Below are 15738 nucleotides of genomic sequence, written 5' to 3' on the forward strand. Positions count from 1 at the left end.
TTTATTTGTTGCGGTTTTTTTTATGTTTATAGACCCAAAATCAAGCAATACATGCATCTATTTGAAATCATTATTTATTACCAATAAATGTAATTAAGTAATGATTTCATGCCAAAAAGACGAATATATGTTCGAAAAAAGCTTGGCAAATGAGAAAAAAAGTAGTATAATTAGAGTATAAATAAGAAGAAGAGGGACGTGAGTTTATTGTCAGATCGTCGTGCAGCGTTAGATATGGCGCTTCGTCAAATAGAGAAGCAATTTGGTAAAGGTTCGGTTATGAAACTTGGAGAATCCACTCATATGCAAGTTGAAGTTATTCCTAGTGGATCTATTGCTTTGGATATTGCTTTGGGAACAGGCGGTATGCCAAGAGGACGTATTATCGAAATATACGGACCAGAATCTTCAGGTAAAACAACAGTAGCACTTCATGCTATTGCTGAAGTTCAAAAAGCTGGAGGACAAGCAGCATTTATCGATGCAGAGCATGCTTTGGATCCTCAATATGCTAAAAACTTGGGTGTTAATATTGATGAGCTATTATTATCTCAACCAGATACAGGTGAGCAAGGTCTAGAGATCGCGGAAGCTCTTGTACGTAGTGGCGCTGTAGATATTATCGTTATCGATTCTGTAGCAGCATTGGTACCAAAAGCAGAGATCGAAGGCGAAATGGGTGACTCTCACGTTGGTTTGCAAGCACGTTTGATGTCTCAAGCATTGCGTAAATTGTCTGGTGCAATCAGCAAATCCAAAACAATCACGATCTTTATCAATCAGCTTCGTGAAAAAGTTGGCGTTATGTTTGGTAACCCTGAGACAACTCCTGGTGGTCGTGCACTTAAATTCTACTCTACTGTACGTCTAGACGTGCGTCGTATTGAAGCAATCAAAAACGGTAACGATGTTGTCGGTAACCGTACACGTATCAAAGTTGTTAAAAACAAAGTGGCTCCTCCATTCAAACAAGCTGAAGTGGATATCATGTACGGAGAAGGTATCTCCAAAGAAGGTAGCTTGATCGATATTGGTGTAGAACACGATATTGTTAACAAAAGTGGTGCTTGGTACTCTTACGAAGGTGAGCGTATGGGTCAAGGTCGCGAGAACTCTAAGCAGTTTTTGAAAGAAAATCCACACATTGCAGATATCATTGAACAAAAAATTCGTGTATCTAGCAATTTAACAACAGTGGTTGAAGAACCATCAGCTGAAGAAAAAGAAAAAGAAAGTCTTGAAGAGCAAGAATTATTCTCTAAAGCAACTGAATAATCACTTTAAGATGATATATGCTTAAATCCTGTAGCGCCCAGGACGTGAAATACGTTCAGGGCGCTTTTTTATTTATATTTAATAAAAGATTCATCTGATCACTATACACTGATTTAAAATATAGATAGACGAAAGGAAACAATTATGGCTGATTATCGTCGTTATGCTAAAAAACCGTCCAATACTAATACTACCTCTGAACCTGAGGCTGATGAAGAATGGGATATCTATGCAGATGAAGGAGAGCGTCTAGATGGGTTCCCTGATGAGGGTGAAGTAGAGATTACGGCTGTAACCCCTCTACGTAAGCCTAGGCATCATTATAAGTTAACCTTCGGTGAGTTGAACCTTATGGTGCATGAAGATGTTATGATCAAGTATCGGCTGTTAAAAGGCATGTCCTTTTCTAAAGAAGAACTAGAAAATATTGTGATCGCTAATGAACGTCAAACGGCTTATGCAGAAGCACTGAATTATTTGAGTCGCAAAGCACGTACTCGAACAGAGATTGCACGCAAGCTTAAAGAAAAAGAAATTCATCCTGAGATCATTGAGACGACTCTTGTACGATTACAACAAGAGAAATTAATCGATGATGAGTTATATGCTCAACAGTGGGCCAAACAAAGAGTGAATAGCCAGAAAAAAGGTAAAGTATGGATTAGACAAGAATTACGCCAAAAAGGTGTAAACAAAGAAAATATAGAGCAAGCTTTGGAAGAAATCGATCCTAATGATGAAATCGCAAGTGCTACAATACTAGCAGAAAAAAAATGGAAATCGACTTCGGGAGAAGTTTTTGATAAAAAAAGAAAAACGATGGCTTTTTTAATGAGAAGAGGATATTCTTCGGATATTGTAAGGAAAGCCCTAGATGCTGTTCAACAAAAGCCAGAAGATGATTGGGAATAACCACTAAAATCCAAATATAATAAAACCGAATAACCGCGTCATTTAGGGTAACAAACTTGACATCGTTAAATACGGTTACTGCAATTGCTTGACAATGTCTTTTGGCAAATAATAAAATGTACTTGTGCAGATTGTCATTTTTACGTCATCTTTTCCCGGCAGGTGATTAGATGAAGTGGGTAATGAATTCTGTAGCAAGACATTTCTGAAGAATTTTAGAATGTTTGATCTCCCTATGAAAAGGGAATTAGCACATGTACCCGCATGAGCAATGGAACAAATGTATAAGGGACGAATCATCGATTAACCAAATGAACATGTAATTCCCAGGGAATACCTTGGAGGAATCAGCGAGGAGGTGAACAGAATGGAAGTTCTCTGGACCACAATTCTCGTTGTTGCCGCATTATTCTTTGGGTTCTTGGTCGGATATTTTATTCGCAAGTCTCTTGCAGAAGCTAAAATTTCTAGTGCTGAACAAGCTGCTATCCAAATCGTAGAAAGTGCGAAGAAAGAAGCAGAAGCACAGAAAAAAGAAACAGTTCTGGAAGCAAAAGACGAAGTGCACAAACTCAGAACTGAAGCTGAAAAAGACATTCGTGAGCGTCGTAATGAAAATCAACGCCTGGAAAGACGATTGTTGCAGAAGGAAGAGTCGCTGGATAAAAAAATTGAATCACTAGAACGCAAAGAAGAACAAGTGGCTAACAAAGAGAAACGTATTGAAGAGACTCAGCAACAAATTGAACAACTTCACACCAGTCAGGTTGCGGAACTCGAACGAATTTCTAATCTGTCTATGGAAGATGCTCGAGGTATCATTTTGAGCAACGTGGAGCAGGAAGTTCGCCACGAAACATCACAAATGATCAAGGATATTGAACAACAGGCGAAAAATGAAGCAGACAAACGTTCTCGCGAGATTATTACTCTTGCTATTCAACGTTGTGCTGCGGATCATGTAGCCGAGACTACCGTCTCTGTTGTCACCTTGCCTAATGAAGAAATGAAAGGCAGAATTATCGGTCGTGAAGGTCGTAATATTCGTGCATTGGAGACACTTACAGGTATCGATTTAATTATCGATGATACACCGGAAGCTGTTATCCTTTCTGGATTCGATCCGATTCGCCGTGAAATTGCCCGTACCGCTCTTGAAAAATTGGTAGCAGATGGACGTATACATCCTGCAAGAATTGAAGAAATGGTGGATAAAGCACGTCGTGAAGTGGATGAGCGTATCCGTGAATACGGTGAGCAGTCTACATTTGAAGTTGGCGTACATGGACTTCATCCAGATCTTATCAAGATTTTGGGACGTCTCAAATTCCGTACCAGTTACGGTCAAAACGTACTCAAACATTCCATGGAAGTGGCTTACCTTACAGGTTTGATGGCTTCCGAATTGGGTCAAGATATCACTTTAGCGAAACGCGCAGGATTACTGCATGATATCGGTAAAGCACTCGATCACGAAGTGGAAGGTTCTCATGTAGAGATTGGCGTAGAGTTGGCTAAGAAATACAAAGAACATCCAGTTGTAATTAACAGTATCGCGTCTCACCACGGCGATACGGAAGCGACTTCTATTATTGCGATGCTTGTGGGCGCAGCAGATGCATTGTCTGCCGCAAGACCAGGTGCACGTCGTGAAACATTAGAAACGTACATCCGTCGTCTGGAGAAACTAGAAGAAATCTCTGAATCCTTTGAAGGCGTAGAGAAATCATATGCTATTCAAGCCGGACGCGAAATTCGCGTTATGGTTCAACCGGATAAAGTGGATGATGCAGATAGTTTCCGCTTGGCACGTGATATTACGAAGATGATCGAAAATGAACTGGATTATCCAGGACATATTAAAGTTACTGTTATTCGTGAAACGAGAGCAGTCGATTACGCAAAATAAAGAACGATGCGAAAAGTGACCTGGCAATCAGGTCACTTTTTCTCTTCGTGGACGGAGGAATTATCATTAAAGTTATATTTATTGGAGATATTGTTGGAAGTACAGGTCGTAAAGCGATTAAAGAGACGCTACCTCGGTTAAAATCAAAGTATACCCCGGACATCATCATAGCTAATGCCGAAAACTCAGCTTCAGGTCGGGGCATTACGCGAGGAATCGCTCGTCAACTTTTTGAAATGGGTGTACACGGTATAACGATGGGTAACCATACATGGGACAACAAAGAGATTTTTGAATTTATAGATGATGAACCCCGTATGATTCGTCCCGCTAACTTTCCTCCAGATACGCCTGGACGTGGATATACGATTATCAAAGCCGGCGGTAAGCAGCTAGGTATCGTGAATCTGCAAGGTCGTACATTTCTACCAGCGATCGATTGTCCTTTTCGCAAAGTCGATGAGATTATGGATGAATTGAAAGGGAAAGTGAATTGTGTATTAGTTGATTTCCATGCAGAAGCCACTTCAGAAAAGATTGCGATGGGATGGCATTTGGATGGTAGAGCTTCTATGGTCGTTGGTACACACACTCATGTCCAAAGTAATGATGACACCTTGCTACCTGGCGGAACAGCTTATTTGACCGATACAGGTATGGTAGGTTCATACGAAGGTGTACTCGGTATGCAGCGTGATGCGGTATTGTATAAATTCCAGACACAGTTGCCCGCTCGTTTCCAAGTGTGTGAAGGCAAATGGCATTTTCATGCTGTGTATGTGGATATAGACGATCAGACAGGCAGAGCGAAAAAGATTGAAAAGATTCGTATGTATGAAGACGAATGGCATATGGAATAGTTTCAAGTCCCAGCAGAGTGTTTAAAATCTTTATAAATTTTATGTGAAATATCATTGATTTTTGATTTTATGCAGCAGGAACCAAAAGGATGTTGTCGAATATTATCTACTAATCATGGAATCAAGCCATCATTCATTCCCAGGGGAGGTACTTATCATGGAAGTATTAAAAGTTTCAGCAAAATCCAACCCGAATTCTGTAGCAGGAGCATTGGCAGGGGTATTGCGTGAAAGAGGTGCTGCTGAACTTCAAGCAATTGGAGCAGGTGCACTGAATCAAGCAATCAAAGCAGTCGCTATTGCCCGGGGATTCGTAGCACCAAGTGGAGTTGACCTGATTTGTATTCCAGCCTTTACGGACATTGTGATTGATGGAGAAGACAGAACCGCCATGAAGTTGATTGTAGAACCTAGATAATAATGCTGCTATCCTGAACGTAAGTGGATGCCTATAATGATCCTATTATAGAGTGTAAATCTTGCAACAGAGATGATAGGTAAAAGTAGCAATTCGTTTGGATACTTGGGACCTGTAAGCTTGTTGGTTAAGCTTGGAGGTCTTTTTGCTGAGTTGCTTTTCATTTTTGATATAAAAGATGTATAATAAAGTAGCATGCATTTTGCAAATGTACGAGTATGTGCGTTTTGTTACAAAGTGCAAATGAAATAGAGAATATCGAAGGAGTGAGTGATCACATGAGTAAAACTGTACCTGTAGGCGTGTCTGCACGTCATATTCATCTAACTCAAGAACACATTGAAGTATTATTTGGTGAAGGATACCAATTAACAGAATTTAAAGCGTTGTCCCAACCTGGACAATTTGCTGCTAATGAAACTGTTGCTGTTGTAGGTAGCAAAGGAAGTTTTGAAAAAGTTCGTATTTTAGGACCTGCTCGTCCAGCAACACAATTGGAAATCTCTCGCACGGATTCTTTTGCTATTGGCGTAAAAGCTCCAGTACGTGAATCTGGTAAAATTGATGGTACAACGGGTGTACTTCTTAAAGGACCTGCGGGTGAAGTACAAATCGAAGAAGGCGTGATTGTAGCTGCACGTCATATTCATTTCCATACTTCTGATGCAGCAAAATGGGGAATTAAAGATCAAGAGTTGTTGAAAGTTCGCTTGTCTGGTGAACGTGGTCTTGTTCTAGAAAACGTCATTGCACGTGTATCTGATTCTTTTGCATTAGACATGCATATCGATACAGATGAAGCCAATGCTTCCGGTGCTGCTACTGGCGACACTGCTGAAATTATCGATTAATAATAGCTTTTTATACAGCAAGCCTATTTCGCTCTTTTGAAATAGGCTTTTTTGTTATGCTTTTTTATGATACATTCCTTATTAAAATATAGCGTGCAATGGAGGGAACTAGATGCGATTAAGAAGTATGCTCAAATGGGTATCGTTAGGGATATTAATCTATACGCTAAGTGCAATGGTAAATACGACAACATCAATGAGTATAGCCGCGTCTAATACCTTAACAGATGAACAAAATGCGCATCAGCAAGCACTTTTTCACAAATTCGATCAACTGCATACAGAACAAGTTATTCTAGTCACAGCTGCAAATAAGAAGACATTCAAAGGCACACTTCAGATATACAATAAGCAAAATGGAAACTGGAAACTGCAAATCGCTGCTTTACCCGTAGTCCTAGGGAAAAACGGAGTAGGCAAAATTAAAGAAGGGGATGGCAAAACACCTCTAGGTACCTATTCATTAGGAACTGCTTTTGGCACAGCGTCCAAGCCTACAGGTCTGAAAGTGAATTATCAACCTCATACTTCTCAAGATTACTGGGTCGATGATGTCAGTTCTAATGATTATAATCAAAAGGTGACTGAATCAGGCAACCCCAATCAACGCTGGGCATCCTATGAAAGAATGGATAATCCGCTGTATAAATACGGTATGGTTGTGAATTACAATACCGATCCAATTATTAAAGGCAAAGGCAGTGCGATCTTTATGCATATCTGGCGAGCATACAATCGACCTACCGATGGCTGTATCGCTTTATCTGAAGCCAATCTATTAAAAGTGTTACAAGCGATCGATCCTACGAAGTCTCCTAAGATTCGGATCGGTACAGTCAGTGCTCGCTAAATGTCTGGTTAACTAGTTAAGAATATTAGCTGTTATACGGGTGGATGAGGTATAATTTGACAGCTTTTTATAATAGAGTAAGCATGATATAATTAGCAGTAATGCTTTTTTGAGATGTTGGAAGAGGCATACAGAACTTTAGAATGATGCTTACAGTGGGGAGTGGCAGCATGTCAAAAGAAATTAAGGATTATTCCAAGTATTTTGATTTTTCGGATGCTAAAGTGATTTCAGAAGATGAAACTGGCAAAAAAATTCGTATCCGAGGTCGGGAAATCCATATTATATCTGAACCGAATCAACGTGAAGAAAAGAAACGTGGTAAACAAGATGTTCAAGTCGTGTACGAAGAAAGCATCCCAGAAGACATGCGTATGATCGGAATTGGTAAGCATTATCTGGTCTATACATTTGGTTGTCAGATGAATGAGCATGATTCGGAGACTATTAAAGGCATGCTGGAACAAATGGGCTACCAAGCGACTGAAAGCCGAGAAGAAGCAGATATTATTTTGTTAAATACGTGTGCTATTCGTGAAAATGCAGAAGATCGTGTATTCGGTGAATTGGGTCATCTCAAAACATTGAAACTAGAAAACCCGGGCTTGTTACTCGGTGTATGCGGATGTATGTCGCAAGAAGAAGGCGTCGTTAACCGTATTATGCAAAAGCATGGATTTGTAGATATGATCTTCGGTACACATAATATTCACCGTCTGCCTTATTTGATCCAAGAATCGCTATTCAGTAAAGAAATGGTCGTCGAAGTCTGGTCCAAAGAAGGAGACATCGTCGAAAATTTACCGAAAAAGCGGCAGGGTATGCGTGGTTGGGTAAATATTATGTATGGATGCGATAAATTCTGTACGTATTGCATTGTGCCTTTTACACGTGGTAAAGAACGCAGTCGTCTTCCGCAAGATGTTATTGCTGAGGTGCGTGAATTAGCACGTCAAGGATTTAAAGAAATTACACTACTGGGTCAAAATGTAAATGCTTATGGCAAAGATTTGACAGGTATGAATTATACATTTGGCGATCTAATGGATGATATCTCTAAAATTGATATTCCGCGTGTTCGCTTTACAACATCGCATCCAAGAGATTTTGATGATCGCTTGATCGAAGTACTGGCTAAAGGTGGCAATCTAGTCGAACATATTCATTTGCCTGTGCAATCAGGTAGCAGTGCAGTGCTCAAGAAAATGAGTCGTAAATATACACGCGAGTTGTATCTAGACTTGGTGGGTAGAATCAAAACAGCGATTCCTCATGCGGTGCTGACTACAGATATTATTGTAGGGTTCCCCGGGGAGACTGATGAGCAATTCGAAGAAACATTATCACTTGTGCGTGAAGTAGGATTCGATTCAGCATTTACCTTTATCTATTCACCACGTGAAGGTACACCCGCTGCAGTGATGGAAGACAATGTACCGATGGAAGTGAAAAAAGAACGTTTGCAACGCTTGAACAAAACAATTAAAGATTATAGCTTGATCGGTAGTGAGAAATTCTTAGGTCAAGTCGTTGAAGTATTGGTTGAAGGTGAAAGTAAAAATAATGCTACTGTGCTTGCAGGACGCACACGTTCTAACAAACTGGTGCATTTTGAAGGTTCAGCAGATATGATCGGTCAATTCGTACATGTACAAATTACTGATTATAAAACATTCTATATCAAAGGCGATCTGGTTCCAGAACCGGTTATAGCTTATTAATTAAATTTGGAACGTGAACGGAGGATTGTCGATGGAGCATCATGATCGCAATGTTGAATCAACGACAGGCGGAGCACCACTTGAATTGAATACACAGGGTCTTTTTATTCGTGAAGATATTATGGCAAAAACAAAACAATTAGCTGCATTGATCTCGGAAAGTGAAGAAGTGGATCATTTCAAAAGAGCAGAAAAAATGATTCAAACTCATCCACGGATCGAAGAGTTAATTCGTACCATCAAAAAAAAGCAAAAAGAAGTGGTTGCTTTTGAATCGATGAAAAACGAAAAAATGATTGCTCGAATTGAAGGCGAATTAACAGCGTTACAACAAGAACTGGATGATATTCCTTTAGTATCGGATTATCAAGAAAGTCAGGTCGAAATTAACGATATGTTACAAATGGTTATTTCCGTTATCCATGATACCGTTTCTGAGAAAATTAATGTAGAGAGCGGTAAGGATTCACCTCCATCGTCCTGCAATGACTAGAACAAATTCAAAGACGCGGAGCCTATAGCCGCGTCTTTTTGTATTCCGATATCTTTTTTCGTTGTAGTGGATAGTCATTGTTAACAATCACTCATTGCTCTTGATTCTACATGCAGAAAGAAGTGAATGGTCATGGAATCTTCTGATTATAGTTATGATTCTGTGTTAATCCGTGCTCAATCCAATCACGAAAGTATACCGATTACCTTGTTAATGCTTGCTGATCCTGATCTAGAAGCTATAGAACACTACAAAGCCTATTGTCGTTGGTGGACCGCAGAAATAGCGAATCATATCGTAGGCGTCTGTGGAGTGCTTCAACGTGCAGCACAAGAATGGGAAATTATGAACATTGCGGTAGAAGTAGATTATGAGACACAAGGGATTGGTAGCAAATTACTAGATGAAGTATTACAGCAGTTAAAACAGTACAAAGCTCAAGTGGTTACTGTGGCTACAGGTAATTCGAGTCTAGGAGCACTTGCTTTTTATCAAAAACATGGTTTTCGCATGATACGAATCGAGCATGATCATTTTATTAGACATTACCAGCAACCGATTATCGAAAATGGAATTGTCTGCCGTGATCAAGTGCTTTTACAAAAAACATGGGCATATTCTAACTCTCTGTCTTCTGTATATCCCTATACCAAAGAACCTTATCTAGCAATGTTAGTGTCTGTACGTATTGCGCAGATGAAAGATTCAGGGGCTTTGGTTCGGATGAAGCAGAAATTAGATGAACAGACTACATTTATGCTTCTTGAACCAGGAGAACGGAATCTGAATGAAGCCGAACAACGAGAGATGATTCGCTATGCACTGCGTAGTGCCAATTCTAATATTTTTCTAGCTGAATACGAAGGTCAGATTATTGGATATTTGGAAGCGATTGGTGGCAAAGTTGCACGTAATCGTCATAGTGTATATATTGTTGTAGGTGTACTTCAAGAGTATGCTAATCGTGGGATTGGACGACGATTATTTCAGACGATGATTCATTGGGCGCAAGATCGGCATTTACATCGTCTTGAATTGAATGTACAAGGCAGTAATGAACGCGCTTTACATTTATATCGTTCATTAGGTTTTCGTATCGAAGGGATTCAAAAAAACGCATTAGTGGTTGAACATCAGTATGTAGATTTGATACAAATGGGATTGTTATTGTAACAACCGTTTTGAACAGGAGGAGCATTTTTTGACACATTGGGATGAAATATTAAAAAAAAGCGAACAACTATATTGGGGATTATTGGGGTGCCGTCTAATCGCAAGTGAGCAAGATTATATTACGATTGGACTCACGGCGACTCCACAACATCTTAATCATATGCATATTGTGCATGGTGGTGTGCAGATGTCGATGATGGATCAGGTGATGGGGATGTTGTCGATGGCGATTCAAGATGGGCAACCTTGTGTTACAACAAATATGAATACGCATTTTGTAGAGTCGATGAAAGAAGGCGAATTATTCGCAACAGCTAGAATTCTTCATCTTTCAGGAAGAACAGTAACTTTACAAGCTGAAGTTTCTAACGAACAAGGCGTTGTAGGCGCTATCTCGACAGCTACATTTATCGCAACTCGCAAATAAAGATTGACCTGCCTTAGAGAATCATTCATAATGATATTATCAAAAAGATAAAATGAACAGTGGTGATAACGATGACGGATAACAGCAAACAGCATTCGTATGATGTCAAAAAGTATCGTACGCCCGATGGCGCACCCGCCGATATTGTCATGTTTACTTTGACCAAAAAAGAGCGGAAGACGTTTACCAAAACATTACCTTTGCGTGAACTGAAAGTAATGTTGATTCGTCGTCGCTCATGGCCTTTTGCCGGAAAATGGGCTTTGCCTGGTGGATTTTCACGTGATGATGAGTCTTTATTTGAAGCCGCACAGCGTGAACTCAAAGAAGAGACAGGAGTCGACGGTCGCCATCTTGAGTATTTGGGTGTCTATAGTGAGCCCGGGCGTGATCCTCGTGGTTGGATTATATCGCATGCGTTTTTTGCTTTAGTAGAAGAACAGGTGTTGGAAAAACGGCAAGCTGCTGATGATGCGGAAGAAGTCGGTCTATTTACGATTGAAGAAGCATTAGAAAAGCTAGAACTTGGATTTGATCATCATGATATTATTCGTGATGCGTATATGCGAATTCAAGAACAGATGCTTAGTACAGTGATTGCCAAAAAGTTTTTGCCGCCTGAATTTACGTTAAGCGAATTGTATCAGGTGATCAAAGCGGTTGTACCTGACTTTGAAGAACCGAACTTTATTCGCAAAATCACTTCAACACGTAGCCGTAAAGGTATTATTGAAGAGGTGCATGATGAAGAGGGGAACTTACTAAGTTCGAATCAGTACTCTCAACGCCCAGCACAATTGTATCGTTTTACAGGTCTTGTACCTCGTCTTTCGATTTATTCGTAAGGATATGCTGAATGATTGTTTGTATTTCAATATCTGGAGGTCTATATCATGAAAGCTCTTATTGTGATCGATTATACTCGTGACTTTGTAGATGGTGCTTTACCTGTAGGACAACCTGCAATCGATATTGAACAGCGTATCGTTGAATTGACAGAGAAATTTGTTAGTACTCATGATTATGTAGTGATGGCTGTTGATATGCATGAACCGAATGATGCGTACCATCCAGAGACCACTCTTTTTCCACCACATAATATTCGTGGTACAGCTGGACGAGAATTGTATGGTCGGTTAAGTGAAGTCTATGCAGAACATCAACAGCAGATCGTCTGGATGGATAAAACGAGATACAGCGCGTTTGCCGGAACCGATCTTGAATTGAAATTGCGTGAACGTGGAATAACTGAATTGCATCTCATTGGCGTATGTACCGATATCTGTGTACTGCATACAGCTGTAGATGCTTACAATAAAGGGTTCAAATTAGTGATTCATACCGATGCAATAGCAAGCTTTAATGCACAAGGTCATGTATGGGCAATCGATCATTTTGAGAAAAGTATAGGTGCACAACTTATTCATAGTTATTAATGTGCAATGATTCACAATTCTGCTTGTGCAGCAGAAAGACGTGCAAGCAGAATTGCTTTAGCATGATCAACAATGAAGAGGTGACATGGTGATGAACGAAATGGGACTGGCTTTACATACAGATAAGTATCAGATCAATATGATGTATGCTCATTGGATTAACGGTACACATCATAAGAAAGCAGTATTTGAAGCTTATTTCCGCAGACTTCCTTTCGGTAACGGATATGCCGTCTTTGCAGGTCTGGAACGGATTGTGAATTATATAACCAACTTGAGTTTTCGAGAAGAAGATATTGCTTATCTGGCAGAACAGGAAGAGAACTATGACGCGAAGTTTTTAGAAGAATTGCGCCAGTTCCGTTTTCATGGCAATTTGTTTTCGATGAAAGAAGGAGCCGTTGTTTTTGCAGATGAGCCATTGATTCGTGTAGAAGGTTCGATTATTGAAGCACAGTTGGTAGAGACAGCTTTGCTTAACTTTATGAACTATCAGACGCTAATTGCCACCAAAGCTTCACGGATCAAGCAGGTGGGCGGTACGGATACGTTGCTAGAGTTTGGTACAAGACGTGCTCAAGAAGCCGATGCGGCGATCTGGGGAGCTAGAGCGGCTTATATCGCAGGCTTCCATGCGACTTCAAATATGTTAGCAGGGGCTAGATTCGGTATTCCTACCAAAGGTACACATGCTCATGCTTGGGTACAAAGTTTCGGTAATGAACAAGAAGCTTTTGATCGTTATGCGAATGCGATGCCAGATGGAGTCACTTTGCTAGTCGATACATTTGATACGTTAGGTAGCGGTGTACCTCATGCGATTAAGACCGCCAAAGACTTAGAAGCTCGTGGCAAAAAGATGATTGCTATTCGTCTGGATAGTGGTGACCTTGCATATTTGTCGATTCAAGCTCGCAAAATGTTAGATGATGCAGGATTATCTTACGTCAAAATCGTTGCTTCTAACGATCTCGATGAAAATACAATCTTGGATCTAAAAGCGCAAGGGGCACGAATTGATACATGGGGCGTAGGAACACAGTTAATCACAGCATCAGATCAACCTTCTTTGGGTGGCGTATACAAATTAGTCGAGTGCGAGATTGATGGCGAAATGGTACCTACAATCAAAATCTCGGCTAATCCCGAAAAAGTATCGACACCGGGAACGAAAGAAGTCTACCGCATTATCAATCCAACCAATGGTAAAGCTATTGCGGACTATATCTGTTTCCCAGATGAAAAAGAGCCGCTTGAAGGCAAACGTCTTAAATTGTTTAATCCAGCGCATCCTTATATTCGTAAATATGTATCTGACTATAAAGCTGTTCCTATGTTGGAACCTATTTTTATCGAAGGTAAGCAAGTCTATACGATGCCTAATTTGGAAGAGATCCGGGCGTATCATGTGAGTCAACTGGATGAATTCTGGCCAGAATATTTGCGTAAATTAAATCCTGAGATTTATCGTGTAAATGTGAGCGTCAAAGCTTGGGAAATGAAGCAGAAATTGATTGCACAATATTTACCGGAAGAAGAACTTTAATCAGTACTAAACCAGAATCTGAACCTGCCTTTTTTATAAAGGTGGGTTTTTTGGTTATATTACGTAAGAGAGTACAGTGAACAGAATGTAGCATTTATCGCTGTCAGGCTTTGAAGGAATCCTTATGATAAAGAAGGAAAGATAGAAAGGATGAGTTAGATGGAACAGACATTTCGTGCGTTTGTATTAGAACAGTCAGATCAAAAAGTAACCGGTGAGGTTCAACAATTACAACTTCATCAATTACCTGAAGGATCTGTCACCATTAAAGTATCGTATTCAGATGTCAATTATAAAGATGGACTGGCAAGTATAGCAGAAGGCAAGATTGTGAAGCAGTACCCGTTTGTGCCGGGGATAGATTTGGCAGGAGAAGTAGTAGAGTCAAGCGATGAGCAGTTTCAAGTAGGCGATCAAGTGCTATGTACTGGATATAAGCTGGGTGTCAGTCATTATGGAGGGTACAGTGAGTATGCTCGCGTGCCTGCCGAATGGTTGATTAAGCTACCTCAAGGACTAAGTGCTAAAGAAGCAATGATTATTGGTACGGCTGGATTTACGGCTGGAATGTCTGTAGATGCGTTAATTCAACATGGAATCAAACCTGAAGACGGTCCGATCCTTGTCACAGGATCTACAGGTGGTGTGGGAACCATAGCTATTTCGATCTTGAGTGCATTAGGATATGAAGTCTATGCAGCAAGTGGCAAAGCCGATCAAAAGGACTGGTTAACCACACTGGGAGCGTCTCAAATCATTTCAAGAGAAGAAGCGGAGCAGAAAGTAGACGGTCCATTAGGTAAATCCACTTGGGCAGGTATTATCGACCCTACAGGTGGTAAAGGGCTAGGAGAACGGCTGAAATCATTAAAATATCGTGGTGTAGTGGCTGTATCGGGTATGACAGCAGGTAACGATTTTGAAAGTTCAGTCTTTCCCTTTATTCTACGTGGAGCACATCTGATCGGCATTGATTCTGTATTTTGCCCTATTGAGATCAGACAAAGAGTCTGGAAGCACCTAGCAAGCGATTGGAAACCAACTACAGCTATTCATCAAGCGGTTACAGAATATACGCTAGAACAAATACCACAAGCGTTAGAAACGATTCTAGCAGGTAAAGCAGTCGGTCGTCAGTTGATTAAAGTTACATCCTGAGGTGTATTTCATCTGATCACATTAGGTATAAAGTAAAAATCAAAAAGCACACTGCATCGATAAGCGGCAGTGTGCTTTTTTGCTATGGCATGATATCGATAGTGTATGCCATCTAGGATGGGAGATCATTTATGCTTCTGTGTTGGCATATGATCCTATAGAATCTATTCCATTATTTTTTATAAATTTCTCGCATCACATGTCCCAATTCAGGAATAATAATGCGTTCCATCGCTAACTTCACCGCACCTCGTGAACCGGGCATCGAAAAGACAGCAGTTCCTCCGATAGTACCTGCAATCGCACGGCTCATAATGGCAGCTGAACCAATATCTTCAGTAAAACTCAGAAAGCGAAAAATCTCTCCAAAACCAGGTAATTCTTTCGTCAAAAGACTTTGTACTGCTTCAAACGTTACATCTTGCGGAGCTATCCCTGTGCCACCTGTTAACAAAATAGCTTCGACTTCTGGACGTTCTGCGGCATCATGAAGCAATTCACGGATACCAACATAGCTATCTTTAACGATGGTATAATCTATAACCTGATAACCATTCTCTGTTAAAAGGGACTGTAATAATTGTCCACCTGTATCGGTTGCTTCAGTGCGAGTATCTGACACAGTAATGACCATACAACGTACAGTATCTGGTGCTTCTGCGCGATGTTCATCTACGGATCTCATGGTATTTATTCACTCCTTTATTCT

16 protein-coding genes are annotated in these 15738 nt (G+C 40.3%); 15 read left to right on the forward strand and 1 reads right to left on the reverse strand.

Annotated features, from left to right (window positions below):
- Positions 1-207: 207 nt before the first annotated feature.
- The 15 genes from recA to PO903_RS14490 all read left to right on the forward strand — a co-directional run bounded on the left by recA (position 208) and on the right by PO903_RS14490 (position 15029).
- On the forward strand, positions 208-1275 hold the full coding sequence (gene recA, locus PO903_RS14420) for a recombinase RecA (protein WP_069327319.1): 1068 nt from the start codon (positions 208-210) through the stop codon (positions 1273-1275).
- A 144-nt stretch (positions 1276-1419) separates the two neighbouring features.
- Positions 1420-2187 carry a regulatory protein RecX gene (locus tag PO903_RS14425; RefSeq protein WP_083243443.1) on the forward strand — a complete coding sequence of 256 codons (768 nt, stop codon included), beginning with the start codon at positions 1420-1422 and terminating at the stop codon, positions 2185-2187.
- Between the two features lie 367 nt (positions 2188-2554).
- The gene (rny, locus tag PO903_RS14430; protein ID WP_069327318.1) at positions 2555-4096 is read left to right on the forward strand and encodes a ribonuclease Y; all 1542 of its coding nucleotides are present in this window, start codon (positions 2555-2557) and stop codon (positions 4094-4096) included.
- Positions 4097-4161: 65 nt separating this feature from the next.
- A complete protein-coding gene (locus PO903_RS14435) occupies positions 4162-4956 on the forward strand; it encodes a TIGR00282 family metallophosphoesterase (RefSeq protein ID WP_153226900.1) in 795 nt (264 codons plus the stop codon).
- Positions 4957-5113: 157 nt separating this feature from the next.
- Positions 5114-5374: a stage V sporulation protein S gene (locus tag PO903_RS14440; protein WP_017813748.1), complete on the forward strand. Its 261-nt coding sequence runs from the start codon at positions 5114-5116 to the stop codon at positions 5372-5374.
- A gap of 278 nt (positions 5375-5652) precedes the next feature.
- Entirely contained in the window at positions 5653-6225 is a 573-nt protein-coding gene (gene pduL / locus PO903_RS14445; RefSeq protein WP_273593745.1) for a phosphate propanoyltransferase, read from the forward strand.
- Positions 6226-6337: 112 nt separating this feature from the next.
- Complete coding sequence (locus tag PO903_RS14450; RefSeq protein ID WP_273593746.1) at positions 6338-7075, forward strand: L,D-transpeptidase family protein; 738 nt, start codon at positions 6338-6340, stop codon at positions 7073-7075.
- Positions 7076-7245: 170 nt separating this feature from the next.
- Entirely contained in the window at positions 7246-8796 is a 1551-nt protein-coding gene (miaB, locus tag PO903_RS14455) for a tRNA (N6-isopentenyl adenosine(37)-C2)-methylthiotransferase MiaB (protein WP_273593747.1), read from the forward strand.
- A 31-nt stretch (positions 8797-8827) separates the two neighbouring features.
- On the forward strand, positions 8828-9289 hold the full coding sequence (locus tag PO903_RS14460; RefSeq protein WP_069327315.1) for a YlbF/YmcA family competence regulator: 462 nt from the start codon (positions 8828-8830) through the stop codon (positions 9287-9289).
- 132 nt (positions 9290-9421) lie between these two features.
- Positions 9422-10462: a GNAT family N-acetyltransferase gene (locus PO903_RS14465; protein ID WP_273593748.1), complete on the forward strand. Its 1041-nt coding sequence runs from the start codon at positions 9422-9424 to the stop codon at positions 10460-10462.
- Positions 10463-10490: 28 nt separating this feature from the next.
- On the forward strand, positions 10491-10889 hold the full coding sequence (locus PO903_RS14470; protein ID WP_069327314.1) for a PaaI family thioesterase: 399 nt from the start codon (positions 10491-10493) through the stop codon (positions 10887-10889).
- 71 nt (positions 10890-10960) lie between these two features.
- Positions 10961-11734, forward strand: coding sequence for an NUDIX domain-containing protein (locus PO903_RS14475; protein WP_175425157.1), 774 nt, complete (start codon positions 10961-10963; stop codon positions 11732-11734).
- A 48-nt stretch (positions 11735-11782) separates the two neighbouring features.
- Positions 11783-12325 (forward strand): cysteine hydrolase family protein, encoded by a 543-nt coding sequence (locus PO903_RS14480; RefSeq protein WP_273593749.1) that lies wholly within the window; start codon positions 11783-11785, stop codon positions 12323-12325.
- A 91-nt stretch (positions 12326-12416) separates the two neighbouring features.
- A complete protein-coding gene (locus PO903_RS14485) occupies positions 12417-13871 on the forward strand; it encodes a nicotinate phosphoribosyltransferase (RefSeq protein ID WP_069327311.1) in 1455 nt (484 codons plus the stop codon).
- A 159-nt stretch (positions 13872-14030) separates the two neighbouring features.
- Complete coding sequence (locus PO903_RS14490; protein WP_273593750.1) at positions 14031-15029, forward strand: acrylyl-CoA reductase family protein; 999 nt, start codon at positions 14031-14033, stop codon at positions 15027-15029.
- A gap of 172 nt (positions 15030-15201) precedes the next feature.
- Here PO903_RS14490 and PO903_RS14495 read toward each other — a convergent pair whose 3' ends face one another.
- Positions 15202-15714, reverse strand: a complete 513-nt coding sequence (locus PO903_RS14495) for a MogA/MoaB family molybdenum cofactor biosynthesis protein (RefSeq protein ID WP_137222761.1) — start codon at positions 15712-15714, stop codon at positions 15202-15204.
- Between the last annotated feature and the right edge of the window lie 24 nt (positions 15715-15738).

The sequence above is a fragment of the Paenibacillus sp. PK4536 genome, from assembly GCF_028594455.2.
GTDB classification, from domain to species: Bacteria; Bacillota; Bacilli; order Paenibacillales; family Paenibacillaceae; genus Saccharibacillus; species Saccharibacillus nuruki.